The organism is Neptuniibacter halophilus, from assembly GCF_030295765.1.
Classification (GTDB): Bacteria; Pseudomonadota; Gammaproteobacteria; order Pseudomonadales; family Balneatricaceae; genus Neptuniibacter; species Neptuniibacter halophilus.
This window is the reverse complement of record NZ_AP027292.1, coordinates 1532287-1557703: the sequence shown is the minus strand read 5'-3', so window position 1 is coordinate 1557703 and position 25417 is coordinate 1532287. Positions and strand designations below refer to the sequence as shown.

General features: G+C 55.4%; 19 protein-coding genes. 12 read left to right on the top strand and 7 right to left on the bottom strand.

The window, feature by feature from the left end; all coding sequences use genetic code 11:
* Window positions 1–11: 11 nt before the first annotated feature.
* From peaD to QUD59_RS07210, 3 genes are all read left to right on the top strand, one after another.
* Window positions 12–1157 carry a quinohemoprotein amine dehydrogenase subunit beta gene (gene peaD / locus QUD59_RS07220; RefSeq protein WP_286240508.1) on the top strand — a complete coding sequence of 382 codons (1146 nt, stop codon included), beginning with the start codon at window positions 12–14 and terminating at the stop codon, window positions 1155–1157.
* A gap of 116 nt (window positions 1158–1273) precedes the next feature.
* Window positions 1274–2614 carry an alginate export family protein gene (locus tag QUD59_RS07215; protein ID WP_286240506.1) on the top strand — a complete coding sequence of 447 codons (1341 nt, stop codon included), beginning with the start codon at window positions 1274–1276 and terminating at the stop codon, window positions 2612–2614.
* A gap of 236 nt (window positions 2615–2850) precedes the next feature.
* Window positions 2851–4803 (top strand): sigma-54-dependent Fis family transcriptional regulator, encoded by a 1953-nt coding sequence (locus tag QUD59_RS07210; protein ID WP_286240504.1) that lies wholly within the window; start codon window positions 2851–2853, stop codon window positions 4801–4803.
* Here the strand turns inward: QUD59_RS07210 and QUD59_RS07205 are convergent.
* Complete coding sequence (locus tag QUD59_RS07205) at window positions 4800–6191, bottom strand: peptidoglycan DD-metalloendopeptidase family protein (protein WP_286240502.1); 1392 nt, start codon at window positions 6189–6191, stop codon at window positions 4800–4802. The genes QUD59_RS07210 and QUD59_RS07205 overlap by 4 nt on opposite strands.
* Window positions 6192–6446: 255 nt before the next feature.
* Between QUD59_RS07205 and gmk the strand changes: the two genes are divergently transcribed.
* The 3 genes from gmk (at window position 6447) to spoT (ending at window position 9627) form a co-directional block, all read left to right on the top strand.
* The gene (gmk, locus tag QUD59_RS07200; protein WP_286240500.1) at window positions 6447–7061 is read left to right on the top strand and encodes a guanylate kinase; all 615 of its coding nucleotides are present in this window, start codon (window positions 6447–6449) and stop codon (window positions 7059–7061) included.
* A 61-nt stretch (window positions 7062–7122) separates the two neighbouring features.
* A complete protein-coding gene (gene rpoZ, locus QUD59_RS07195) occupies window positions 7123–7335 on the top strand; it encodes a DNA-directed RNA polymerase subunit omega (RefSeq protein WP_286240499.1) in 213 nt (70 codons plus the stop codon).
* Between the two features lie 153 nt (window positions 7336–7488).
* On the top strand, window positions 7489–9627 hold the full coding sequence (spoT, locus tag QUD59_RS07190) for a bifunctional GTP diphosphokinase/guanosine-3',5'-bis pyrophosphate 3'-pyrophosphohydrolase (protein ID WP_286240498.1): 2139 nt from the start codon (window positions 7489–7491) through the stop codon (window positions 9625–9627).
* Window positions 9628–9657: 30 nt separating this feature from the next.
* On the opposite strand, the gene ggt is transcribed toward spoT, so the two are convergent.
* Window positions 9658–11451: a gamma-glutamyltransferase gene (ggt, locus tag QUD59_RS07185; protein ID WP_286240497.1), complete on the bottom strand. Its 1794-nt coding sequence runs from the start codon at window positions 11449–11451 to the stop codon at window positions 9658–9660.
* A 96-nt stretch (window positions 11452–11547) separates the two neighbouring features.
* Between ggt and QUD59_RS07180 the strand changes: the two genes are divergently transcribed.
* Window positions 11548–12834 (top strand): HDOD domain-containing protein, encoded by a 1287-nt coding sequence (locus QUD59_RS07180; protein ID WP_286240496.1) that lies wholly within the window; start codon window positions 11548–11550, stop codon window positions 12832–12834.
* A gap of 53 nt (window positions 12835–12887) precedes the next feature.
* On the opposite strand, the gene QUD59_RS07175 is transcribed toward QUD59_RS07180, so the two are convergent.
* Entirely contained in the window at window positions 12888–14822 is a 1935-nt protein-coding gene (locus tag QUD59_RS07175) for an ATP-binding cassette domain-containing protein (RefSeq protein WP_286241007.1), read from the bottom strand.
* Between the two features lie 22 nt (window positions 14823–14844).
* Between QUD59_RS07175 and QUD59_RS07170 the strand changes: the two genes are divergently transcribed.
* Window positions 14845–15348 (top strand): TIGR02444 family protein, encoded by a 504-nt coding sequence (locus QUD59_RS07170; protein WP_286240495.1) that lies wholly within the window; start codon window positions 14845–14847, stop codon window positions 15346–15348.
* Window positions 15349–15451: 103 nt separating this feature from the next.
* Window positions 15452–16162 carry an FKBP-type peptidyl-prolyl cis-trans isomerase gene (locus tag QUD59_RS07165; RefSeq protein WP_286240494.1) on the top strand — a complete coding sequence of 237 codons (711 nt, stop codon included), beginning with the start codon at window positions 15452–15454 and terminating at the stop codon, window positions 16160–16162.
* A 61-nt stretch (window positions 16163–16223) separates the two neighbouring features.
* Here the strand turns inward: QUD59_RS07165 and QUD59_RS07160 are convergent, their stop codons facing one another.
* Window positions 16224–17201 (bottom strand): WD40 repeat domain-containing protein, encoded by a 978-nt coding sequence (locus QUD59_RS07160; RefSeq protein ID WP_286240493.1) that lies wholly within the window; start codon window positions 17199–17201, stop codon window positions 16224–16226.
* A gap of 5 nt (window positions 17202–17206) precedes the next feature.
* Window positions 17207–17680 (bottom strand): sigma D regulator, encoded by a 474-nt coding sequence (gene rsd / locus QUD59_RS07155; protein WP_286240492.1) that lies wholly within the window; start codon window positions 17678–17680, stop codon window positions 17207–17209.
* A 257-nt stretch (window positions 17681–17937) separates the two neighbouring features.
* Here rsd and QUD59_RS07150 point away from each other — a divergent pair, with 257 nt between their 5' ends.
* Complete coding sequence (locus tag QUD59_RS07150) at window positions 17938–18339, top strand: flagellar basal body-associated FliL family protein (RefSeq protein ID WP_286240491.1); 402 nt, start codon at window positions 17938–17940, stop codon at window positions 18337–18339.
* A gap of 64 nt (window positions 18340–18403) precedes the next feature.
* Here the strand turns inward: QUD59_RS07150 and gshA are convergent, their stop codons facing one another.
* Window positions 18404–19969 (bottom strand): glutamate--cysteine ligase, encoded by a 1566-nt coding sequence (gshA, locus tag QUD59_RS07145; protein WP_286240490.1) that lies wholly within the window; start codon window positions 19967–19969, stop codon window positions 18404–18406.
* A 142-nt stretch (window positions 19970–20111) separates the two neighbouring features.
* Complete coding sequence (pyk, locus tag QUD59_RS07140; RefSeq protein WP_286240488.1) at window positions 20112–21548, bottom strand: pyruvate kinase; 1437 nt, start codon at window positions 21546–21548, stop codon at window positions 20112–20114.
* Window positions 21549–21688: 140 nt separating this feature from the next.
* Between pyk and QUD59_RS07135 the strand changes: the two genes are divergently transcribed.
* The gene (locus QUD59_RS07135) at window positions 21689–23959 is read left to right on the top strand and encodes an ATP-binding protein (RefSeq protein WP_286240486.1); all 2271 of its coding nucleotides are present in this window, start codon (window positions 21689–21691) and stop codon (window positions 23957–23959) included.
* A gap of 19 nt (window positions 23960–23978) precedes the next feature.
* On the top strand, window positions 23979–25343 hold the full coding sequence (locus QUD59_RS07130) for a sigma-54-dependent transcriptional regulator (RefSeq protein WP_286240485.1): 1365 nt from the start codon (window positions 23979–23981) through the stop codon (window positions 25341–25343).
* The last annotated feature ends 74 nt before the right edge of the window (window positions 25344–25417 follow it).

Sequence of the window (25417 nt, the reverse complement as noted above, 5' to 3'; positions counted from 1 at the left end):
GGATGCACAGGATGAAAAACAACAACAATAAACTTCGTCGCAGCATGACAACGGCTCTGGTCGGCGCGACGTTTGGTTTTGCCGCGCTGACTTCTGTTCCGGCGCAGGCGGCAGCAAATAAAACGCTGCAGTCCGGTAATGAGTATATGGTGGTGGCAAACTACCCGAACCAGTTACATGTGGTCGATCTGAAAACCGACAAGCTGTTCAAAACCTGCGATATGCCGGGCCGTTTCGGGCCGGGGGCATTGCAGATGGCTCCGGATAATAAAACGGCGTATGTACTGAACAATGGCTATGAAGATATCTACGGTATCGATCTGGACAGTTGTGAAGTCAGCTTCCATGCCCGCATGGCGCAGTCAGCCAAAGAGCGGACGAAAACCATCTACTCCTTTGCCCTGAGTTACGATGGCAAAGAGCTGTATGCGGTGCAGAACCCAACCATTCTGGAACGTGATCATTACCGGGTGCAGCCAACCCGGCTGGCGGTCTACGACACCAGCGCAGGCAAAAACGCCAAGCCGGTTCGTATGCTGCCATCCCCCCGGATCGTGACGGCGATGCAGGTGGGTAAAGATGGTGGGCTGTATATGGCCGGTGCGGACATCTACAAAATGGATGTGAATACCGGTGAGTACGAAGTGGCAGTGCCCAGCCGTAACTGGCAGCGTGAACGCTATGTGCAGCCAGACGTGCTGAACGTCTGGGCGGTGCAGACGCCGACTGAGGACTTTACCATTCTCTACACTACGGCGCGTTTTCAGGAAGGTTCTGAAGACCTGAATACGGCAGACTGGATCTACGGTTACTTCAACATCAACCTGCAGACCGGGGCCACTGAAACCCGTGACTTCGGACCGATCACCGAGATCTACTTTACCGGCACCCGTTCGCCGAAAGATTCCAACATCATGTACGGGGTGCTGAACCGTCTGGCGAAGTACGATATCGAGAAGCAGACTTTGCTGAAAGCTGCCGAACTGGATCACTCCTACTACTGCATCACCGTCAACCATGACGGCAGTAAGATCTATCTGGCGGGTACTTACAATCACGTAGCGGTGTTTGACGCCGACAGCCTTGAGCGTCTCGACACCATCACCCTGCCGGGCGGCGATATGTCGACCACGACGGCGCAGGTGTTTATCCGCTAACCCCTCTTTTAAACCCTTAAAAACTGAGCCCTTCCGGTGGTGCCTGATGGCACCGCCCCGGGCCGGCTTTTGCCAAAGAAAAGCCGACTAACTGCGATTGAAAATGGAAAATAACAATGAAAAAACCACATCACGCATACGTTAAACCTGCCCTGGCCGGGGCGCTATTGCTGGGCAGCGCCCTGCAGGCACAGGCAGCAGAGATCCATAATCAGGATGGTAAAAGCGTGGAGTTTAATGTCGAGGCCATGGCCGGACTGTTCTCTACGGATGAAAATTACATTGGCACTCAGGGGGGTAATGACTGGCAGGAAGCTTACATCAAAGCCGATCTGGTAGGACGCCAGAGCCTCACCGGCGGCAGCGTTTATGGTGGTCTGGGGGTTATCGGTCTCGGTACCTGGGGCGATGGCGATGCGGGCGGTTATACCAACGGTGATGAGCGTGAGTTCAGGCTGGAGAATGCCTTTGTCGGCTGGCAGAGTGAATCCGGTCTGCTGGATCTCTCGGTGGGCCGGCAGAATTTTATGCTCGGCGATGGTTTCCTGATTGCCGGCGATGCGATCAGTCTGGGTAATCTCGATAACCTGGGCCTGCCGGATGCGGGTGTGAACCGTGGCGGTGCTTATTATCTGGCGGGTCAGAAGAGTTTTGATAACACCGCAATCCTGCGTCTGGACCCGGAAGGCCCGCTGCGCGGTGATCTGTTCTGGCTGCAATCCGACAACCCCTACCATCAGGATACAGAGCTGGGGGGTATCAATCTGGAGCTGGTGGATGATGCTAAAGGCACGCTGGGTCTGAGCTATCTGAAAGTGCTCGATGTTGAGGCCGGTACCGGGCTGGGACTCTGGGATCAGCGCGACGGCATGGATGTGGTCAGTCTGCGGGGTCAGGGCAGTCTGGGTGTGGAAAACCTCTTTCTCTCCTTTGAATACGTTGATCAGAGCGGTGGCGATACCAGTGTTAAGAACAAAGGTAATGCCTGGTATGTGGAAGCGGGCTGGACCTTTGCGGATCTGCCCTGGACGCCTAACCTGAACTACCGTTATGCCGAATTCTCCGGGGATGACAGCGCTACCACCGATAATGAAGCATTCGATCCGTTGTTCTTCGGTTTCACCCGTGGTTTCGGTACCTGGTTTCAGGGTGAAGTTGCATCAAACTATGCAGGCCCGGCCAACTCAGGCAACACGGTTAACCGTCTGGAGCTGACCTTGCAGCCCCGTGAAGATCTGACACTGGGTGCGCAATACTGGGACTTTGGTAAAGAAGATGATGCAGCGGATCTGTCCGGAACCGAGGTGGATCTGTACGCACTGTGGACAATTAACGATAACTGGGTCTTCAGTCCGATGGTGGGTATCTACAACCCGGATGGCAGTGCTGTGATTGCCAATCAGGGTAACGATGACACCAACCTCTATATGCAGGCGGTACTGATGTACTTCTATTAAGCGCACTGAAGAGTCAGTCGTTTCCTCTCTCTTCAACACTGGCGGAACCCCTATCTGTCTTTCTCCGCTGTTTTTGCCACGGTCGCTGTTTCCAGTACCGTGGCTTTTTTCGTTCTATAGTATGAAACAAGGTTGATTGAATCTTGAGCAGTCATAAGGTAAATAAGTACATATACTTATTTTTATGCAGCGGCAGGGGCGCAAAGACCCCACAACAATAACAAGAGGCCCGCACAATGGCATTAGGACAGACAGCGGAACTGAGCGTGGAGGATGCACGCCGGCAGTTCCTGCGACAGGGTGAGGTCCCCAGCGGGGTACTGCGCAGTGAGATTGAGGATTCCTGGCAGCGAAGTATCGACGCGGGCCTGAGTTATAAAGCGCCGCTTGATCTGGAAAACCTTTCCAAAGATCGGGTGGCGGATCTGAAAGAACGTCACAGCGGGTTGATCGAATCCGCACATCCGGAGATCAGCCAGTTGGTGGATTATTTCGCCGCCGAGGGTGGTCTGGTGATGCTGGCAGATGCAGACGCCACGATTCTCGGCGTGAAAGGGGACAAGCGGCATCTGGATTCCGCCACCCGTTACGCGCTGGAGCCGGGGGCTAACTGGAGCGAGCAGGTACGCGGAACCAATGCGGTGGGCACGGCGCTGGTAGAGCGAAGCCCGGTCATGATTACCGGGCGTGAGCACTTCCTTGATCAGGTGGGTTATCTTTCCTGCTGCTCGGCTCCGATCAGTGATGCTCAGGGTGAGCTGGTGGGGGTGCTGGATCTGACGTCGCCAACCGATAACCGAATCCTGCCGCCCAACCTCAGTCTGGTGCAGCAGGCGGTGCGCTCCATCGAAAATCGGATGTTTTCCGGGCAGTTTCAGCAACATATCGTGCTCAGCGTACATACCCGGCCCGAATACCTGCGCTCCTCATGGCAGGGGCTGATCGCGCTGGAATCCGATGGCACAGTGATCGCAGCGAACGAACAGATCTGCCAGTTACTCGGACGTAAGCGGCCGCAGCTACTGGGTAAAAACCTTGAAGAGCTGTTTGGTGTCAGGCCTGAGGTTCTGCTGACCGATCTGCACCGGAAAGGGCGTGGTCAGTTACATACCCGCAGTGCTGACTTTGCCTGTGAGCTGTTACATTTTCCCCGTTCCCTGCCGGTGGAGCTGGATAAACCAATTAAACGAACCCGGACGAAGGCGGAAGCTAAACCGGTCCGGGCACCCGGTCTGGGTGATCTGGCCGGGCAGGACCCGCGTCTGCAGAAAGGTGTGCGTATGGGCAGCCGTGCGCTTTCCCACGAACTGCCGGTACTGATTCAGGGTGAAACCGGTAGCGGTAAAGAGGTGATGGCGAAATCTCTTCATCTCGACAGTCGACGCAGTGCCGGCCCGTTTGTGGCGGTAAACTGTGCTGCGATACCTGAAGGGCTGATCGAATCCGAACTGTTTGGCTACCGGGAAGGTGCGTTTACCGGCTCCCGCAAGGGCGGTATGACCGGTCGTCTGGAACAGGCACAGGGCGGCACGCTGTTTCTGGACGAGATTGGTGATATGCCTCTGGCATTACAGGCCCGGTTGCTGAGGGTCTTGCAGGAGCGGACTATTTCGCCGTTGGGTGCCGGGGATGAGGTGGCGCTGGATATTGCGGTGATCTGCGCTTCGCACCGTGACCTGAAAGCGCTGGTGGCGGAAGGTAAGTTCCGTGAGGATCTCTACTACCGCTTGAACGGCGTTTGCCTGAGGCTGCCGGCCTTCCGCGAACGGGCGGATAAACCGCAGTTTATCAACCAGTTCCTGCAGCAGCTGGTTCCGGATGGGCGCTATCTTGAGATCGCTCCCGGGCTGATGCAGCAACTGCTGGATTACCACTGGCCCGGTAATATCCGCCAGTTGGAAACCACCCTGCGTGTTGCGATCGCCTTTATGGAGCCGGACGAATCTCTGATCGATACCGATCACATCAGCGATGATTTTCTGGAAGAGCTGACTACCGGGTGTAGTCTGGCCCCGGTTGCACCGATCTCAACAGCCGGCGTCAATCCTGCCGGTACACTCAAAGACACGGAACTGCAGCGGGTTAAGCTGGTGGTAGAACAGAATCAGGGAAATATCTCAGCAGCGGCCAGCGCGCTCGGCATCAGCCGTGCCACCCTGTACCGCAAGCTGAAACAACTGGAGGGCTAAAGCGTAGTCTGGCCGGTGCCGGACTTTTCAGACTGATTCAGCGCCAGTTGCTCGTTCTCTGGCGCTTCGAGGCGTGCCAGATACTGATCCAACTGGCGTTTGAACGCCGCTTTCTTCTTACCGGTGAGCGAGACGGCAATCGGAATCTTCGCCTTCATGGCGTTTACCGGACGACCATTCTTATGCAGTTCAAAGTGCAGGTGTGGCCCGGTAGAGCGACCGGAGTTACCGGACTGTGCAATCTTCTGCCCGCGTTTAACCCGCTGCCCTTTGACGACGTAAGATTTGTTCAGGTGCAGATAGCGCGTTTTGTAGCTCTGACCGTGTTTGATCTCGATATAGAGGCCGGCGTATTTATGACGAACCACGCGGCTGACCACGCCGTCGCCGGTTGATACCACCGGGGAGCCTTTACGCATGGCAAAGTCGGTACCGTTGTGGGGGCGGATCAGACCGGTAACCGGGTGCCGGCGGCGCGGGTTGAAGTGAGAACTGAGACGGTAGTTGCCGTTAAACGGATAGCGCTGGAAGGCTTTTTCCAGATTACGGCCTTTCTCATCGTAATAGTTGTCCTCAAACAGGAAGGCGCTGATATTGTGGCGGTTCTTAATCCGGATCGCCTGAACCTTGGTGTTGCCGGTGGCTTCGCCATCAATAAACTGACGAGATACCAGCACTTCGAATTTATCGCCTTTCTGAATATCGCGACGGAAATCGACCCGCTCTTTCAGAACCTGCGTAATACTCTGGGCTTCTGCCTGGGTGAGACCGGCTTTCTGGCCGGAGCCGGTAAAACTGTAGAGGATTTCGCCGCTGACCAGTTGTTCTTTCCAGTCACCTTCGAGACGAACTTCTTCAAATTCGAAGCCGTCATCTTTGCGCTGATAAACCACTTTATGCGCGAGACTGAACTGCAGCTCCAGACGTAGCAGTGCCTGATCCTGTTTTTCGAAGACCAGCGTATGGCCGGGCATCAGGTTGTCCAGAGCGAGGACGTTAAGGTCAGTTTCCAGCAGTTCGTACATGGTTTTCTGTGGTAACTGCAGACGTTCGAAGATCTTACCCAGCGTGTCGCCTTTGCGGACTATGTACTGATAACTGTTAGCACCCTGACCCGGTGCCGGCACCAGCAGGGTCTCACCACTGGGCACTTTATCGAAGGCCCAGGGCGCGCGCAGCATGCTGCGGCTAAGCTCCATTACCTCGGGTTCAGGGATGACACTGTCGACCAGATGATCCAGAGGCAGGGGCGTGCTTGAATAGGGGCTGTCAGAAGAGGGCAGAAAAGCGGCCACCAAAAGCAGCGTGGTGGCTAGAGCTACCAGAGACTTCTGGTGAAGTCGTGGCAGAGCTGTAACAAAACTTGCTGAGGCTGAAATCCAGCGCATCAATAGTAACCGTCGTGCATGATTGTAATTAAATTGATCAGATCATATACGATTTCTAACGGAAAATCCCGTTATTACAGTGGCTAACGGCGGGTTCCTGAGATTGTTTAGGGTTTTTCTGCATAACTTGCGGAGTTATTCACAGCTTTATCGGCCAAAGCGGCTGTGCCGGGGTGCCGGTGGCGGGCAAAAAAACTATACTATGGCCACCGGGAACGCATCCCGCGCCGCTTTATTCAGATAACGGGAAAGAGAATGGCTAAAGGCACTTTGTACGTAGTTTCTGCACCTTCGGGTGCCGGTAAAACCAGCCTGGTGAAAGCTATGCTGGAACAAGACAAAAAGATTGTGGTTTCCGTATCACACACCACACGGCCGATGCGTCCGGGTGAGCAAGATGGCGTGGATTACAACTTTGTCTCCATGGAAACGTTCAATCAGATGATTGAGGATGCCGACTTTCTCGAATTTGCCGAGGTCTTCACCAATAAATACGGCACCTCACAGCGCTGGGTTGAACAGCAACTGGAGCAGGGGCTGGATGTGATTCTTGAGATCGACTGGCAGGGGGCGCAGCAGGTGCGTCGTCTGATGCCGGACTGTCGCTCTGTGTTTATTCTTCCGCCCTCCCGTGAAGCGCTGCAGCAGCGCCTGACCGGTCGCGGTCAGGACAGTGAGGATGTGATTGCCCTGCGTATGTCCGAGGCGGCCAGCGAGATGAGCCATTATGGCGAGTACGATTATCTGGTCATTAATGATGAGTTCGACACTGCACTGGAGGAGCTGCACGCGGTATTTCTGGCTCAGCGTCTGCAGATTGGTAAGCAGCAGAAACAGCAGGCGGAGCTGCTGGCTCAACTCTTGTCATAAAGCTGGCTAAAGGTTACACTGCGCGGTCTTTTAAACACCCCTAATTTCTGAGGTTACCCCCATGGCTCGAGTTACCGTTGAAGATTGCCTGGAAAACGTAGATAACCGTTTCCAGCTCGTTATGGTTGCTGCTAAACGTGCACGTCAGCTGGCGACTGGCGGTAAAGAACCCAAAGTAGAGTGGGAAAACGACAAGCCAACCGTGGTTGCGCTGCGTGAGATCGCTGAGGGTCACACCACCCGTAACGTTCTGGACGAAATCGACCAGGACTAAGGGATCTTTTCCCGTCTGCAAACGCCTCGCTGTTCAGCGGGGCGTTTGTGTTTTGGCGGCCTGCTTTTTTCACCCGAAAATCTTTTCCTGCCTGCCGTTATACGGCATCATCAGAGTTTACCGGTTACTTAGCGCCTGAAGTCTGGAGGGGCAATGCCTACAATTGACGCACTTTCTCAACGCCTGAATGATTATCTGGATCCACAACAGATCCAGCAGGTGCGTCGTTCCTATTTCTACGCTGAGCAGGCCCATGACGGGCAGAAGCGAAAAAGCGGTGAACCCTATGTAACTCACCCTCTGGCAGCGGCGAATATTCTGGCCGAGTTGCGGATGGACCATCAGAGCCTGATGGCGGCGATGCTGCATGATGTGATCGAAGATACCGAGATCAGCTACGAGGGGATCGAGTCGCAGTTTGGTAAGCCGGTGGCAGACATTGTCGATGGGGTTTCCAAACTGACCCATCTGGAATTTGAGACCAAGGCGGAAGCTCAGGCCAGTAACTTCCAGAAGATGGTACTGGCGATGGCAGAGGATATCCGGGTTATTCTGGTTAAACTTGCCGACCGTCTGCACAATATGCGAACGCTGGGCGCTATGCCGCCGCACAAGCAGCGCCGTATCGCCCGTGAAACACTGGATATTTACGCACCGATTGCCGCCCGACTCGGGATGCGCGATGTGCAGATGGAACTGGAAGATCTCGCGTTTCAGGCCCATTATCCGATGCGCGCCAGATATATCCGACGGGCGGTGGTTCAGGCCCGTGGTCAGCGCAAGGATGTGATCAGCTCGATTCAGGAAACTATCGAGAAACGACTGCAGCAGGAGGGGCTGCATGGCCATGTCACGGGCCGCGAAAAACACCTCTACAGTATCTATTCAAAGATGAAGGCGCAGCGAAAATCGTTTGCCGAGATTATGGATGTCTTCGCCTTCCGCATCGTCACCGACTCGGTGGATGACTGCTACCGCACGCTGGGCGCAGTGCATAATCTGTATAAGCCGGTCCACGGCAGATTCAAAGACTATATCGCGATTCCTAAAGCCAATGGCTATCAGTCTCTGCACACCGATCTGTTTGGTGCGCGGGATATCACCATCGAAGTTCAGATCCGTACACAGGAGATGGATGTGGTGGCCAGTCAGGGGATCGCCGAGCACAGTCACTACAAAAACGACGATGACAACGATGCCTCAGAAAGCGCACTGGGTAACTACAAGCGCGCCCGGAAATGGGTACAGGGGTTGCTGGAGATGCATCAGCGTGCCGGTAACTCGATGGAGTTTATCGACAGCGTAAAAACCGACCTGTTTCCGGATGAAGTCTACGTATTCACCCCGCTGGGGAAAATCATGGAGCTGCCAAGCGGTGCCACCGCCGTGGATTTCGCCTATGCGGTGCATACCGATGTGGGTAACTCCTGTGTCTCCTGCCGAATCAACCGCCGTCTGGCGCCCTTGTCTCAGCCGCTGAAAAATGGTCAGACCGTAGAGATCATCACCACCCCAAGCGCGCAGCCGAACATGGCCTGGCTGAACTTTGTGGTGACCGGTAAAGCGCGTACAGCGATCCGGCACTATCTGAAAAATCAGCAGCGTCACGAGTCGGTGGAGCTGGGCCAGCGTCTGCTGAATCAGTTCCTCGCCAACTATGGTGCAACCCTGAACGATATTGATCCGTTTAAACTGCGTGAGCTGTTGCAGGAAGCGGAGCTGCAGACGCTGGATGATCTGCTGGAAGATATCGGTCTGGGCAATCGCATGGCGTATGTGGTGGCCCGCCGTCTGCGACCGGAGGAAGATCCTCAGGCTGCAGTCAGCGACGAAAGCGAACGTAACCGCCGCCAGAAACCGATGTCGATCAAGGGCACCGAGGGGATGGTGCTGCAGTATGCCAAGTGCTGTTTGCCGATTCCCGGCGATAAGATTATCGGCCATATCAGTACCGGTCGTGGTCTGGTGATTCACCAGACCGACTGCCGGAATATCGGTTATCTGCGCGATGATCCGGAAAAATGTATCTATCTGGAATGGTCCGATACGCTGGATGAGGAGTTCAGCGTGAATCTGAATACCGAGGTCGAATCCCATCGCGGGATAATTGCCGAGCTGGCGACCTCTGCTTCCAGCGTTGGGGCAGATGTGCTGGCGATTGATATCAGCGAACACGAAGGCCAGTTGGCCAACGTGCATATGGAAGTGACCGTTACCGACCGGATCCATCTGGCCCGGGTAATGAAGAAACTGCGCGGCCTGAAGAGCGTTAACCGGATCAGCCGGGCCTGAGCCCGGCGGGTATAAGATCCACGCGGTTGTCTATTCCCCGAGGGCCTGACCCTCTCTGCGGTTATCCACCGCACTTTCCCAACCCCCTTGAGGCAGACGCCTGAAGCCATGCAGACCACTGTTCAGGTCGCGAATTTTGATCTGATGGCCCATCTCAGCCAGTGGTTTGGCCAGTTGTTCTGCCGTTGTTCCTGCTTCCAGCTCGGTCTGGCCGTTACGGTTACTCACATGCGGCTGGTTCACCACCTCCTGAAGGGGCAGGTCGCTGTTAAGCATCAGCAACAGGCTACGGGCAACATAATTGATGATCCGGCTGCCACCGGGTGAGCCGATGGCTGCGTAGAGCCTGCCCTGTTCGTCAAACACCATAAAGGGAGCCATGGAACTGCGCGGGCGCTTGCCGGCTTCAACCCGGTTAGCGATGGCGCGCCCATCCTGTTCCGGGACAAAGGAGAAGTCGGTCAGTTGGTTATTCAGCAGGAATCCACCGGCCATCAGGGTTGAGCCAAACGCCATCTCGATACTGCTGGTGACGGACACCGCATTACCCCACTGGTCGACCACGACGAAGTGGCTGGTTGAGGGGAGTTCCGGTGACTGATCATCGGCCCGGCTCAGCTCGCTGTTTTCGGGAACGCCGGGTTGTGCCTGGCCACTGTCCTGCTGTGCATGAATCAGCGCAGCACGCTGTTGCAGATAAGTCGGGTCGAGCAGTCCGGCAACCGGTACATCGACAAAATCCGGATCCGCCAGATAGCGGCCACGGTCAGCGAAGGCCAGTCGCGAAGCCTGGGTGAATAAGTGATTAAAGCGCGGCGAAAGGGGATCTGGCTGACTCAGATCGAAACCTTCGAGCAGTTTCAGAATCTGCAGTACGGTAACGCCACCGGAGGTCGGTGGCGGGAAACCGCACACCCTGAAACGCTGATAGGGCAGGCAGAGCGGTTCACGCTCCACGGCCTGATAGCTGGCCAGATCTTCCAGACTCAGACGCCCGGGATTATCGCTGACCTGGCGGATGCGATCGACCATCGCCGCTGCCAGCGGGCCCTGATAGAACGCATCAGTGCCGGACTCTGCGATCTGCTCCAGAGAGTCGGCCAGACGAGGGTTCTGACGGAGGTAGCCAACAGGGAGAGGTTCACCGGCTGGGGTGAAAAAGTAGTCCCGCGCCTGCGGATAGCGATCCAGCCCCGGATTGATACCGCTGGCGATCAACTGATGCAGGCGTGGGCCGACACTGAAACCGGCCCGGGATTGATCAATGGCAGCGCGGAACAGCGCAGCCCAGGGGAGCTTGCCATGATGCGTCTGGGCCATCTCCAGCAGTTTCAGGACGCCGGGTGTGCCGACAGAGCGCCCGCCTACCAGTGCGTCCGGCCACGACATCGGCTTGTCATCGCGGTAAAAAAGCTTAGCGTCGGCGCTGGCAGGGGCGGTTTCGCGGCCATCATAGGCATGAAGCCGGCCGGCTTGCTGATCCCAGTACAGCATAAATGCCCCACCGCCGATGCCGGAAGACTGGGGTTCAACCAGCGTCAGCATCGCCTGAATGGCCACGGCGGCATCTGCGGCGCTGCCGCCGTTTTGCAGAACCTCATACCCGGCACGGGTCGCCAGAGGATGGGCCGTGACCACCAGAGCCTTATCAGCCTGAACGGATTGGTTGTGTTGCTGACCGGTGGCATGTTCCGGTGCCAGATCTTCTTCAACTGCAGCCAGCGGCAAGCTCAGAGCTAAAAACAGCAGGCAAACCCATAGCAGGCCTGTTTTTGCGAAGGATTTCAGATTAACCATAGCTTCAATACGCGAATTATTGCTCAAGAGCTTTGCTTTCCCTATCTGTTGTGAATAATCTACTCTGTAGGATAAACCAAGGCCAGGTCTGGGGAGAGTAAATTGTCAGTCGGTGTACGAGTTTTGGAAAATAGTGGTGAGTTGCAGCAGTTCAGGCTGGTGCTCTTGCATGATGCGGAAGGGAAGGTGCTCGCGTTGCTCCCCGCCACATCGTTATTGAACCTTGTTGCCATCTGGAAGCAGACCGGACGTCAGTTGCAGCCGATCAGGGGGGAAGACGCCAGACGCTATTTTGGTCAGGATGCGCTGAAATACCCTGAAGGGCAGGCTAAGTTGCTCTCCCTGAAGTTACTGGTCGCACCTGAATGCCTGAATGTGGATCAGTTTGAGTTGATCGAACCGCACTCCGGGCTCAGTTTTGCGGCGATTGCGGAACAACTGAGGGCGGCAGACCGCTGTAGCCTGGCGCTGACGACTGATGAGATCGATGCGAATCAGCCTGAGGGCGATGATGTTGCAGTGATCAGCCGGGCGGTGGAGCGATTTACTGCACTGCGGGTACAGCAGCGACTGGAAGATACGCTGGGTTTGCCCTCCCTGTCGCCGACCCTGAAAAAAATTGTTGAACTGCGTTCGGACCCGGAAGCCGGAGTGAGTGAACTGGTTCCCGTGGTCCGGCTTGATCCGAGCCTTTCGGCTCAGGTGATGAGCTGGGCTGCATCGCCTTACTATGCTGCGCCGGGCGACGTCAGTTCAATTGATGATGCAGTGATCCGGGTGCTGGGTTTTGATCTGGTGATCAATATGGCGCTGGGTACGGCGATGGGTAAGATGCTCAAGGTACCGGAAGACGGGCCGCGGGGTGCGACACCTTACTGGTTGCAATCCGTGTATAACGCCAGCTTTGCTGAACAACTGTGCCGGGCGATGCCGGAGACTGCGGATCGACCACAGCCCGGACTGGTTTATCTGGCAGCGCTGCTGCACAACTTCGGTTATCTGGTACTGGCGCATCTGTTCCCGCCACATTTTGCCCTGCTCTCCCGTTATATTGAGGCCAATCCTCACTTTGCACTGGATTATATTGAGAAACAGGTACTCAGCGTGACCCGTGAGCAGATTGGTAGCTGGCTGCTCTCAAGCTGGGATCTGCCAGAGTCGGTCAGCACCGCGATTCGTCATCAGAATGAGCCTGATTACAGCGGCGATCATGCCGGCTACGTTAAGTTACTCTATCTGAGCAATCGATTGCTGCGTCAGCAGGGGCTGAGTGATGGCCCGCTAGATGAAGTGCCGGCTGAGCTTTATGCAGAACTGGGACTGAAAGCGGAAGATGTGGCTAAACTGCTGCGTCAGTTGATGCGTAATGATGAGGATATTAAAACCCTGACTAAACAGTTGGGTGACTGATATCGCTGTGAGCATTAAAAAGTCCGCCATTGGCGGACTTTTTAAGTGTTGCATCACTCCGGTTCATTGAGTTCCGCTTCGAGGTTTTCCAGCGCTTCCTGTTGCTCCATCCACGCCTCCTCGGTTTGTTCGGCCTGTTGTTTGAGACTGGCCTGCTGTTGCAGCAGCTCTTTCAACTGATCTTTGTTGGCTTCCTCATACAGGCTGCTGTCGGCCAGTTTCTGCTCCACCGTGTCCAACTGGGTGTGCAGTGTCTCCATTGCGGATTCCAGTTTTTCCAGTTGCTTCTTCAGCGGCCTGAGCTGATTGCGCCGTTCCGCAGCCAGACGTTTTTGCTCTTTACGTTCTGCCGCAGAGAGTGAGCGTTTTTCGTTTTCCGGTTGGGCATAGGCCTCGGCTTCGGCACGTTGTGCCTGACGTTTTTCTTCCAGCAGCCAGTTCTGGTAATCATCCAGATCGCCTTTAAAGTCCTCGACCTTACCGTTGGCGACGAGCAGGAACTCATCCACGGTATTGCGCAGCAGGTGGCGGTCATGCGAAACCAGAATCAGTACACCCTCAAATGATTGCAGGGCCATGGTCAGGGCATGACGGACTTCCAGATCCAGATGGTTGGTCGGCTCGTCCATCAGCAGCAGATTAGGTTTCTGCCAGGCGATCATCGACAGCGCCACCCGGGCTTTCTCACCCCCGGAGAAGTTTTCCACAGGTTCCAGTGCCCGATCCCCGAAAAAGCCAAAAGAGCCGAGGAAATCGCGAACCTCCTGCTCTGACGCCTGCGGACTGATTCGTTTGATATGCAGCAGAGGGGAAGCGTGCATATCCAGCGCCTCCAACTGGTGCTGGGCAAAGTAACCAATCTGCAGGTTCTCACTCTCATGGCGTTCCCCGCCGCAAAGCCCCAGTTCACCCACCAGTGTTTTGACCAGCGTGGATTTACCCGCCCCATTCGGTCCGAGCAGGCCGATCCGGGAACCGGGTGTCAGGGTCAGTGAAGCACCGTCCAGGATGATCCGTTCAGGATAGCCGCACTGTGCCTCGTAGAGGGTCAGCAGAGGTGATGACATCTTATCTGAGGCGCAAAAACGGAAGCTGAAAGGGCTGTCGACGTGTGCCGGAGCGATCTTCTCCATCCGCTCCAGTTCTTTGAGGCGGCTCTGAGCCTGTTTGGCCTTGGTCGCTTTGGCGCGGAAGCGGCGGACAAAGTCCTCGATCTCCCCGATCCGTTGCTGCTGTTTCTCAAAAGCGGATTGTTGCTGGGCCAGACGTTCGGCGCGCTGCCGTTCAAATGCGGAGTAGCCGCCTTTATACAGATGCAGCCGGTTGTGTTCGATATGGGTGATATGGCTGACCACATTGTCGAGGAAATCCCGGTCATGGGAGATCAGGATCAGCATCCCCGGATACTGACGCAGCCACTGCTCCAGCCAGATGGTGGCGTCCAGATCCAGATGGTTCGTTGGCTCATCAAGCAGCAACAGGTCGGACGGGCACATCAGCGCCTGAGCCAGATTCAGGCGAATACGCCAGCCACCGGAAAACTCACGCACCGAGCGCTCCATATCCTGATGGGCAAAACCCAGACCTGCGAGTAGCTGGGCGGCACGGGACTGGGCGCTGTAGCCGTTGTGGCTGTCCAGTTCCGCATGCAGCTCGCCCAGACGATGCAGATCGTGGGCAGCTTCGGCAGCCGCAAGCTGCTGCTGAATACGGCGGAGACCGGTATCGCCATCGAGGACATAATCCAGCGCGGATCGATCCGAGCTGGGAACCTCCTGCGCCATATGGGCGATACGCAGCCCTCCGGGCAGATCGAGATCTCCGCTGTCGCAGTGAAGCTCGCCCAGAATAAGTTTGAACAGGGAGGATTTGCCCGCCCCGTTGGCACCAACAAGACCGACCTTCCAGCCTGAGTGCAGGGTAAGATCGGCTTGCTCTAGTAATTGATTGTGGCCGCGTTGTAAGCTGACCTGCTGAAACTGAATCATGGCGGCGGATTTTATCATACCGATGCAACTGAATAATGCTCTTTGGCAGTATGCCCTGAATTTTTATCAACAGCCCTCGGTGGAGCCGGCCTGCCTGAACCTGCAAAACCGGTACGGGCTGAGTATCAATCGTCTGATTTTTGCCTGTTGGGCCGGCTCCCGGGGAATTCGGCTGGAGCCTGAGCAGTTTGCCGGTGAGGCACAGGACTGGCAGGAAACGATCAGCCACCCATTACGGGCGTTACGTTACAAAATGCGTGAAATGAAGGCGGAAAAAGCCGGACTGGAAACCTGTTACGACAAACTGAGGCAGGCAGAACTGGCCTGTGAGCAGGTGGAGCTGGCGCTGTTATTTGAGCAGGTGGCTGAGCAGCCGGTGTTAAGCGCTGACATGACGCTGGTCGCTGCAAATCTGAGGGTTTATCTGCAGCAGCGGCAGGTGCCGGAAGATGAACAACTGAGTGCTTTGCTGGCGCCATTGCATGAGGCCAGTCTGGCGCTCTGCAGGGCAAATCCCTCGGATTAAGGTGGTTTGTCACTGAACTTTGCGGTTTAATCAGGTACTAACACTGGCAGGCCGCTCCCTCTGACCGGCATAGTCCATTGAATAACAGACAAGGATATTACCTATGAAACAAAGTTTGCTGGCGGTTGCTCTGGGTGCCGCGTTGGTTTCTCAGACAGTTTCTGCCCTGGAGCTGAAAACTGAAGAGCAGAAAGTTAGCTACAGTGTTGGCCTGATGGTGGGTGAGCAGTTGAAGTCGGTACCGGATGTAGATTTTGAAGCATTCATCGAAGCGGCAAAAACCACTTACATGGGTAAAGAGCCAAAGATGACCCCGGAGCAGGTGCGGGAAGTGATGATGGGCTTCCAGCAGAAGCAGATGGAAGAGCAGAAAAAGGCATTTGAAAAACTAAGCGCTGATAACCTTGAAAAGGGTCAGGCTTACCTGAAAGAAAACGGCGAGAAAAAAGGCGTTAAAACGACCGAATCAGGTCTTCAGTATGAACAACTGGTTGCCGGTAATGGTGCCAGCCCGACAGCGGCTGATACCGTTAAGGTTCATTACCGCGGTACGCTGATCGACGGAACTGAGTTCGACAGCTCTTACTCCCGTGGCGAGCCGGTTTCTTTCCCGCTGAACGGTGTAATCCCGGGCTGGACCGAAGGCCTGCAGTTGGTTAAAGAGGGTGGTAAAGCCCGTCTGGTGATCCCGTCTGATCTGGCTTATGGCCCGGGCGGTATGGGCAATGCGATTGGCCCGAACGAGACGCTGGTGTTTGAAGTGGAACTGCTCAAGGTTAATCCAGGCGAAGAAGCTGAAAAGCCGGCTGAGTAAGCTGAGGCTTTAAAGACTGAAAAGGCCGGATGATCCGGCCTTTTTGCTATCTGAAAGCGGCTTATTGCAGCTCGTTCATGATGCCGTTGGAGCTGATAGCATAGTATTTACCCTGTCCAAACCCCACCGCATAGACGCCGGCGTGAACCGGGCCATAAGGATCACGGCGATGCACCCGCCAACGACGCAGTTCACTGCCTGACTGGACATCCCAGAGCTGTACCAGACCCGCGGCTGTGCCGGTCAGAAGCTGACTGTTATCCGCAGAGAAACGGGCGCTGAGGTAGCTGACGCGCTGTTGGAAGAAGCTGGCGATATCACTCAGGGTGTGCAGGGTCTGACCACTGGTCAGGTCCCAGATGACGGCTTTATCCAGACTACCGGAACAGAACGCATAGCGGCCGTCAGGAGACAGCGCAACGGTGTCCACTACATTACTGAACTCCAGTTGCTTGAGCATCTCGCCGGTTTCGACGCTCCACAGTCTGGCTTTATAGGCATCCGACCCGGTCAGGGCGAGACGACCATCCTGACTCAGATCGACACTGCGTACTCTGGCATCATGGCGGAAGGTGCGGCGGATACCGCCGTTTTTAACGTCAAAATAGACGGCGGTATGGTCGGCCAGACCGAGCAGGGCAAAGTCGCCGTTGACGGACAGATCCATTTGCATGATTTCAGCCGGAGAGCTCCAGAACCACTCGGGTTTACCGGTACGGACATCCCAGAGCACCAGATCCTGCTGGTCTGCGGTTGCAGCGTATTTTTCATCCGGGGAGAAGGCACTGGCGGCGATGATAGAGAAACCATCCTGCTGATGGTTCCAGTTATACAGGCGTTCGTGGTTACTGGTCTGCCACAGGCTGCCGCCGTGGTTGAAGGAACCAATCGCGCTATAGTTGCCCTGTTCGGAGATGGCGGCCGTGTAGGCGCCGGTCAGGGCATACTCTTTCCACAGCGCGGGTGTGTCGCCGCTGTCGCACCCGCTCAGGAGCAGCAGGCTGCTGCTTAGCCCGATTGCTGCAAACTGTTTCAGCATCCGTACTAGGCCTCTTCTACCATCTCGCGATGGGAGGTATGCAGGACAGCGATCATTTGATCTTCCAGTTCAAATCGTTCTTCCAGTGCTTCGCCCAGTGTGGAAAGGCGCTCGGAAAATTCGCGAATTTTCTGCACTGTAGGGTCCAGCAGATTGGAGAAGTCATCGTTGAAGTCCAGCGCTACATCGGTGCTGATCTGAATCTTGGGTAGCAGGGACTGACCTTCTTCGAGGCTACCGTCATCGAAGTCGCTGCCTTCACGCAACAGTTGTTCATAGACTTCGAAGTGTCCGGAGGAGAGGTAATCCATTAAAACCTGACAAAAAGCCTGAACTTTGTTGTTGAGTTCCTGATTGATCTGCTGCTCCGGCAGATGTACAAACAGGCTGATCAGGGTCTGGCGTTCTTCCAGCCAGGTATCAATAATTTCACTGACACCACCCCAACGCTCTTTAGCGCTCTTGCATTTTTCTAACATCATGCGCTCCTGGGCTACCTTGACTGATGGGGCCGTATTCCGCCCGCTACATCAGGGGTTATTGTTATTGTCAGGCCCATCATATTCCTAAGCTGTTTCAGGGTGCAACCGCAGGGGGTGGAAAAACCGGGCTTTTGTGGATTCAACTGATATAAAGCAATCTGTACGGGTTGATGTTTTTTCGCGATCAGCCTTTGGCGGCCTGAGGGCGGGCGGGTTATACTCAGGCAAGTTGGTTTGGATGATTGGGATATGTGATGCTTAAACGACTGGTTTTGTTGATTTTTATGACGTTTTCCGTGCAGTTGACCTGGGCTGAAGAGGAGGCCAAAACTGCTGATGACTATGTCAGCTATATTGAGCTGAAGCCCTTTGTAACCAACTTTGGGGGTGTCGGTAAAACCCGTTTTGTGAAGTGTGAAGTGACCATTCAGGTCTCAAGTGAAGCGGCGCACCATGCCGTTAACCAGCATATGCCGCATATTCGCAACGACATTGTTTTTCTGCTGAACGAACAGACAGACGATTCTGTGAAAACGGTGGAGATGCAGCAGGTACTGGCGAAAAAAGCACTGAAGAAAGTGCAGAATATTCTGGTGGAAGAAGAGGGTGAAGGTTTTGTCTCGGATCTGTTCTTCACCAGCTTTGTGGTCCAGTAAGTCAGCGACTGCGAAGCAAAAAAAAGCAGGCTGATGCCTGCTTTTTTTATCTCTGCTGCCTGGCTCAGTGGGACATGTAGTCCTGCAGGTAGCTGTCAAAGTCCATTGTATCAGCGGCTTCGATCTCGGCCTGCTCCTGCAATGAGCTGGCGCTGAGGGTGATCAGCGTCTGTTCCATATCCGCATCCATCGGCTCTGCGAGCAGTGTTTCGCGGTGTTTCTCTGCCTGCTGCATGATGAAGTCGTTATAGCCAAGACCGGATTCCTGCAGCGCTGCCAGCAACATAGCGGACGGTGTCAGGGAGGCGTCATCCAGTTTCGCCCGCTGCACCTGAATACTGTCGGCGTAACGGCTGCTGCCTTCTGCCTGATCCATCAGAGCTGCGGTTTTCTCGATCTCTGTGAGCAGTTCGTGACCCCATGCCTGCAGGCTGCGTTCCCGGTCATTATGAATCAGGCTGAGACCCGGTTCGCGCCCGCGGGTGACCACACGCTGGTGGTTTTCGCTGATCTGTTCGCACTCGTCGGTGCTGATCTCTTTCTCTTCCATCAGCAGGCAACTGATCAGGAACAGATCGAGGAAGTCAGCCTGAGGCTGATCGATACCTACAGGCAGGAACGGGTTAATGTCGGTATTGCGTACCTCGATATATTCCACACCCCGGGTCATCAGTGCATGGATCGGTTTTTCACCGGAGCGGGTAACCCGTTTCGGTCGGATATCGCTGTAATATTCGTTTTCAATCTGCAGTACGTTGGCGTTGAGCTGGCGGTACTCGCCATCCACCTTGATGCCGATTTTTTCGTACTCTGCATAGGGGGTACGAATCGCCCGGTCCAGCGAGCTGGCATAGGTGTTGAGGTGGTTGAAGCAGATGTTCAGGCTGGACTGGGCTTTGTTGGAGTAACCCAGATCGCTCATCCGCAGCGATGTGGCGTAAGGCAGATACAGGGTGTCCGGGCTCAGTTCCTGAAGTTGATGGGGTTTACCATCCAGAAATGATTTACACAGCGCCGGAGATGCACCAAACAGATAGATCAGCAGCCAGGAGTAACGGCGGAAGTTGCGAATCAGGCTGAAGTAGCCGGCAGAGCGGAAATCCTGCAGTTCGCGGTGATCCTCGCAGTACTCCTGATACACCGGCCAGAACGCCTCGGGCAGGGAGAAGTTGTAATGGATACCGGCGATTGTCTGCATCACCTTGCCGTAGCGATGTTCCAGACCCACCCGGTAAACGTACTTCATGGTACCTACATTGGAGCTGCCATAGCGGGCGATAGGGATATCGGCTTCAGCGGGCAGGATGCAGGGCATGCTGGCGGGCCAGAGTTGTTCTTCACCCAGATTCTTGAAGGTATAGCGGTGCAGGTCAGCCAGAAACGCGAGCGCGTCAGAGGACTGTTCAAAAACCGGGGTAATAAACTCCAGCAGAGCTTCGGAGTAATCGGTGGTGATATTACCGTGCGTCAGGGCAGACCCCAGGGATTCCGGGTGCGGAGTTTGCGCCAGCTTACGCTGTGGGTCGACCCGCAGGCCCTCTTTCTCCAGCCCGTGCTGCAGTTTGGTCAGCAAAGGGGCATGGCCCTGTTCTTTCAGCCAGTTTAGCTTCTGCTCAAGTGTGGAAGACAAACGCTCGTCCTTTCAATCACGCTGTGGAGGGGGCTCATTATAATTGAGCTGTTGGTAAAATGCTGTAACGATTACGACAGCCTTTGCTCAGACCCGGCGCAGGGGAAAAAATTCCGCAACGGGGGCTCCGTTGCGGAAATACTCAGGCGACGGTCAGTACCTGCATGGAGTTAGTGCCGCCATCTTCGCCGAGATAAGCACCCCGGGTGAGGATCACCAGATCACCTACCTGCAGCAGGCCACGGGCTTTCAGTCCGGCGAGAATCTCTTCGTTGAGGCGATCCTGAGCGATCTGGGTCGCATCGAAGAAGATTGACTCAACGCCGCGGTAAAGCGCGGTACGGCGCATAGTCCGTTCGTTACGGGTCAGTGCATAGATCGGCAGGCCTGAACGGATACGGGACATCCACAGAGGCGTAGAGCCGGATTCAGTCAGACAGATAATCGCTTTTACGCCGGCCAGTTGATTGGCGGTATACATCGCTGAGCGGGCGATGGTTTCGTCAAAACGTTCCAGTTTCTGTGAGATGTTGGTGGGTGCCGGACGGGACAACTGGTGTTTCTCCGCGCCCTGACAGATGGAGGTCATGGAGGCGACCACCTCAACCGGGTGTTTGCCGGCCGCGGTTTCTGCAGAGAGCATGACGGCGTCGGTGCCATCGAGAATGGCGTTGGCGACGTCAAATACTTCGGCGCGGGTCGGCATCGGGTTTTCAATCATCGATTCCATCATCTGAGTGGCGGTGATGACAAAACGGTTCAGCTCGCGGGAACGGCGGATGATATGTTTCTGTACACCGATCAGCTCGGCATCACCGATCTCAACACCCAGATCGCCACGTGCCACCATGATGCCGTCACAGGCGAGGATAATCTCATCCAGCGCGTCAGCACTGGCCACGGTTTCAGCCCGTTCGACCTTGGCGACAATCTCAGCACGGCACCCGGCATGATCCAGCAGCTCACGTGCTTCACGCAGATCCGCAGCACTGCGCGGGAAGGAGACCGCGACGTAATCCATATCAATATCGGCGGCAACTTTAATGTCGCGGCGATCTTTGTCGGTCAGTGCGGCCGCAGAAAGGCCGCCGCCCTGACGGTTAATCCCTTTGTTGTTGGACAGTGGCCCGCCAATCAGCACCTCGGTGTCGATGCGGCTGCCGTTAACCTCGATCACCTTGAGCTGTACGCGGCCATCATCCAGCAGCAGGATATCACCGGGTGAGCTGTCTTGTGGCAGTGCTTTGTAGTCGATACCGACCTGAGTCTGATCACCGTCGGTATTCCCCAGCTCAGAATCCAGCGCGAAGCGGTCGCCGACTTCCAGTCTGATCGGCCCCTCTTTAAAACGGGCGATGCGGATTTTGGGCCCCTGCAAGTCACCCAGAATGGCAACCGACAGGCCCAGTTTGCGAGCTGTTTTCCGGACTTCAGCCGCGCGGCCGCGGTGGTCATCAGCACTGCCGTGAGAAAAATTCAGACGTACGGTATTAACGCCATTACGCAGAATTTCCTCCAGTACACCAGGCTGATCGGTCGATGGGCCGAGTGTGGCAACAATTTTGGTTCTTTTCAGCATGAGAAAAACTTGCCCCGTATATGAGATTGCTCGATAGTACCTTAGTATAGAGCGACTCGGATTAAGAAATTAAGCTTTATCCCGGCTGCTGCGGTAAATTCTCTGTCCGAACCGACTGACGGCACTAACTGGCTTTGTTTATGCACCACAATCACTCACAACGCTGGCGTCGTTATCGCCTGCTGTTCTTTGTTGTCCTCGCTTTCAGCTTTGTGCTTGTGGTGGCACAGACAACCACGATCAGCCGCTCTCAGGGGTATCAGACCCTGAAACAGCGTTCCGGCGCTGACCTGAACCGTTATCTGCTCAGCTTGCAGCAGAAACTGGATCGGTATAAAGACCTGCCGGCTCTGCTCTCGTCCCATTCCACTTTGATCGATGCGCTGGATAGTCAGGAAGACCCGTTCTATACCGGGCAGGCGAGTGTCTATCTGGAGCAGGTCAATCATTCCATCAATGCGGCCGATGTGTATCTGATGAATATGGAGGGCACCGCCATTGCTGCCAGCAACTGGGCGGATGCACGTTCCTTTGTCGGTAATAACTATGCTTTCCGGCCCTATTTTCAGGATGCTGTGGTGGGTAAGCCGGGCCGCTACTTTGCGTTAGGGACTATTTCCAAAAAACGCGGTTACTACTTTTCTTACCCCGTGCATCTGCGCAGCAAAATTATCGGCGTTGTGGTGGTGAAGATCGATCTGAATGAGATTGAGTCAGACTGGACAGATCCTGATCTGGATATTCTGGTCACCGACGAGGATGGGGTGATCTTTATCTCCACCCGTGAAGACTGGAAATTCCGAACCCTGCGCCCGCTGACTCAGGCGGATGTCCAGCGGATCGCCGAAAGCCTGCGTTATGGTGATCACAAGCTGACCGCGCTGGATATCGTATCACGCCAGCCAGGGCCCGAAGGCGGCTCACTGATTACTCTGGTCGATGGCCAGCAGATCGATAATAAGGCGCTGGACGGCATCAAGGCGCGAGAGTTTCTGCTACAGAGCCGGGAACTGGAAGACAGTGGCCTGACGGTGGTGGTGCTGGCCAGTACCAAACCGGTGAAACTGAGGATGTTCTACACGGCGCTGACCACCGGGTTTATCTTTGTTGCGTTGGTGCTGCTGGTCTTGTTTTTATCCACCCGGCAGCGCATCACCCGCGAACGGGCCCGCTTCAAGCAGAAGGAGACCCAGGCACTGGAGGCTAACGAAGAGCGGGTTCGGGCGATTATCGATAATACGCAGGCGGGTCTGATTACGCTGGATGCGCAGGGCCGGATCGAAAGTATGAACACGATGGCTGAAAAACTATTTGGCTACAGTGAGGATGAAAGCCGTCTGGAGTATTTCAGTAAACTGCTCTCGCAGGCGGATCGGGCCTTGTTCTGGCAGCATCTGACCGCACCGGATGATGATCGTCAGGAGGAGCTGTTTACCGAAGCCCGGGGGATGCGGGCCGATGGTTCGTCGTTCCCGATTGAATTGATTATCGGGCATATGGATTATGCGGCGATTAAACGGTTTATCGTCACTATCCATGATATTACTCAGCGTAAACAGTACGAGGAGGAGCTGCAGCATGCCCGTGATCTGCTGGAGCACCGGGTCGAAGCACGTACCGCCGACCTTACCGATGCCAACCTGAAGCTGCGGGATGAGATCGAAAAGCATAAAGATACCCAGAACGAACTGATTCAAACCGCTAAGCTCGCGGTGCTGGGGCAGATGTCGGCGGGTATCAACCACGAACTGAACCAGCCGCTGACGGCGATTCGCACCTATGCTGATAACGCCCGGGCGTTTATGCAGCGTGATCAGATGCAGCCGGTGGAGCAGAACCTGAATCAGATCAGCCTGCTGACCGATCGGATGGCCAAAATCATTCATCCGCTGAAAGAGTTCTCGCGCAAAACGTCCGGCACACCGGTACCGGTTTGTCTGCAAACCGTGCGCGACGGGGCGATGTCGATCATGTATGGCCGCCTGAGCAAAGTGCAGGCCGAGGTGAACTGGCCGGACAACCTGCGACAGGTTTATGTGATGGGCGATACGGTGCGTCTGGAGCAGGTGCTGGTCAACCTGATCAGTAATGCCCTGCAGGCGATGGAAGCGCTGGAGATGCCGGTGATCAAAATCAGTCTGGCGGAATCAGAGAGTGAAGTCTGTATTGAGGTACGGGATTTTGGTCCGGGGATTCCGAAGCAGGATCTCGACCGGGTGTTTGAACCGTTCTATACCACTAAGAAAGCGGGGCAGGGGCTGGGGCTCGGTTTGTCCATCTCCCATCGGATTATTGCCAGTATGGGCGGACAGCTCTCTGTTTCAAATCATCCGGAAGGCGGCGCGCTGTTCCGCCTCCGTTTACCCCGTGCGTCGGCGCCTGCTAATGTTACGGGTCAAACCATAGGTTAAGTGAATACAGGAATCTTGCATGAGTGATAACGGTCAGTTGCCGATTCTGCTGGTGGATGACGAGGAGCATATTCGTCTGGCGGCAGGCCAGGCCCTGCAGCTGGGTGGCTATGAGGTCACCACCGTGGAGAGTGCTGAGCAGGCGCTCGACTATATCAACAACGGCTGGCCCGGGATTCTGATTACCGATATCAACCTGCCGGGTATCGACGGTCTGGAGCTGATGAAACGGGTGGTGACGCAGGACCCGACCCTGCCGGTGATTCTGATTACCGGTCACGGGGATATCACCATGGCGGTGGGCGCGATGCGTGACGGGGCTTATGACTTTATAGAGAAACCGTTCTCTTCAGAGCTGATGCTGGATGTGGTTCGCCGGGCGGTGGAAAAGCGCAATCTGGTTATGGAGAACCGGCAATTGCGTCAGGAGCTCGAAGCGCAGAGCGCACCCGGCCCAAGGGTGATCGGTAATACGCCGGTGGTGGCTCAGCTACGCGGGCTGGTTCATGCAATTGCGGATACACCGGCAGATATTCTGATTCTGGGTGAAACCGGTACCGGTAAAGACCTGATGGCGCGTTATATCCATGAGCACAGCAACCGCCGGGACAAAAACTTTGTTGCCATTAACTGCGGTGCAGTGCCGGAAAACCTGATTGAGTCAGAGCTGTTTGGCCATGAAAAGGGCGCATTTACCGATGCCAAGGCGCAGCGTATTGGTAAATTTGAGCATGCTGACGGTGGCACCCTGTTTCTGGATGAGATCGAAAGCATGCCGATGACCCTGCAGATTAAATTGCTGCGGGTACTTGAGGAGAGGGCGATCGAGCGGCTCGGTGCGAATGAACTGATCCCGCTGGATATCCGGGTGATTGCCGCGACCAAGGTGGATCTGCGTGAAGCATCCGAGCGGGGCGAGTTCCGGGAGGATCTCTACTACCGTCTGAATGTGGTACGGGTGGATATCCCCCCGTTGCGCGAGCGCCGTGAAGATATTGGCCTGCTGTTTCAGCACTTTGCCCTGATCGCTTCTTCGCTTTACGGGCGCGAGGTGCCACTGCTCTCGGCCGAGCGTATGCACAGCCTGATGACCCACGACTGGCCCGGTAACGTGCGTGAGTTGCGTAATCTGGCCGAGCGGTATGTACTGCTGGGCGAGGGCTGCACCTTTGACTTTGAGAATAAACCGATCACCGAACTGAACGGCCGTGCTGAAATGACGCTGCCGGAAAAGGTAGAGCAGTTCGAGAGTATGCTGATTCAGGCGGAGCTGTCCCGTTGCGCCGGTTCGATTAAAGAAACGCTGGTCAGTCTGGGGCTGCCGCGCAAAACTTTGTACGACAAAATGAAAAAGTACGGTCTGGATAAGAACGATTACAAGTAACGCTCAGACTGCATCGCACCTGTCGCATACTAAAAAGCCCCGCCGGCAGTGCCAGCGGGGCTTTTTGCTGATCG

What these genes read in the sequence shown, in the direction of transcription:
- peaD (WP_286240508.1), top strand. Translation starts at nt 12, where the DNA reads ATGAAAAACAACAACAATAAACTTCGTCGCAGCATGACAACGGCTCTG.
- QUD59_RS07215 (WP_286240506.1), top strand. Translation starts at nt 1,274, where the DNA reads ATGAAAAAACCACATCACGCATACGTTAAACCTGCCCTGGCCGGGGCG.
- QUD59_RS07210 (WP_286240504.1), top strand. Translation starts at nt 2,851, where the DNA reads ATGGCATTAGGACAGACAGCGGAACTGAGCGTGGAGGATGCACGCCGG.
- QUD59_RS07205 (WP_286240502.1), bottom strand. Translation starts at nt 6,191, where the DNA reads ATGCGCTGGATTTCAGCCTCAGCAAGTTTTGTTACAGCTCTGCCACGA.
- gmk (WP_286240500.1), top strand. Translation starts at nt 6,447, where the DNA reads ATGGCTAAAGGCACTTTGTACGTAGTTTCTGCACCTTCGGGTGCCGGT.
- rpoZ (WP_286240499.1), top strand. Translation starts at nt 7,123, where the DNA reads ATGGCTCGAGTTACCGTTGAAGATTGCCTGGAAAACGTAGATAACCGT.
- spoT (WP_286240498.1), top strand. Translation starts at nt 7,489, where the DNA reads ATGCCTACAATTGACGCACTTTCTCAACGCCTGAATGATTATCTGGAT.
- QUD59_RS07175 (WP_286241007.1), bottom strand. Translation starts at nt 14,822, where the DNA reads ATGATTCAGTTTCAGCAGGTCAGCTTACAACGCGGCCACAATCAATTA.
- QUD59_RS07170 (WP_286240495.1), top strand. Translation starts at nt 14,845, where the DNA reads ATGCAACTGAATAATGCTCTTTGGCAGTATGCCCTGAATTTTTATCAA.
- QUD59_RS07165 (WP_286240494.1), top strand. Translation starts at nt 15,452, where the DNA reads ATGAAACAAAGTTTGCTGGCGGTTGCTCTGGGTGCCGCGTTGGTTTCT.
- QUD59_RS07160 (WP_286240493.1), bottom strand. Translation starts at nt 17,201, where the DNA reads ATGCTGAAACAGTTTGCAGCAATCGGGCTAAGCAGCAGCCTGCTGCTC.
- rsd (WP_286240492.1), bottom strand. Translation starts at nt 17,680, where the DNA reads ATGTTAGAAAAATGCAAGAGCGCTAAAGAGCGTTGGGGTGGTGTCAGT.
- QUD59_RS07150 (WP_286240491.1), top strand. Translation starts at nt 17,938, where the DNA reads ATGCTTAAACGACTGGTTTTGTTGATTTTTATGACGTTTTCCGTGCAG.
- pyk (WP_286240488.1), bottom strand. Translation starts at nt 21,548, where the DNA reads ATGCTGAAAAGAACCAAAATTGTTGCCACACTCGGCCCATCGACCGAT.
- QUD59_RS07135 (WP_286240486.1), top strand. Translation starts at nt 21,689, where the DNA reads ATGCACCACAATCACTCACAACGCTGGCGTCGTTATCGCCTGCTGTTC.
- QUD59_RS07130 (WP_286240485.1), top strand. Translation starts at nt 23,979, where the DNA reads ATGAGTGATAACGGTCAGTTGCCGATTCTGCTGGTGGATGACGAGGAG.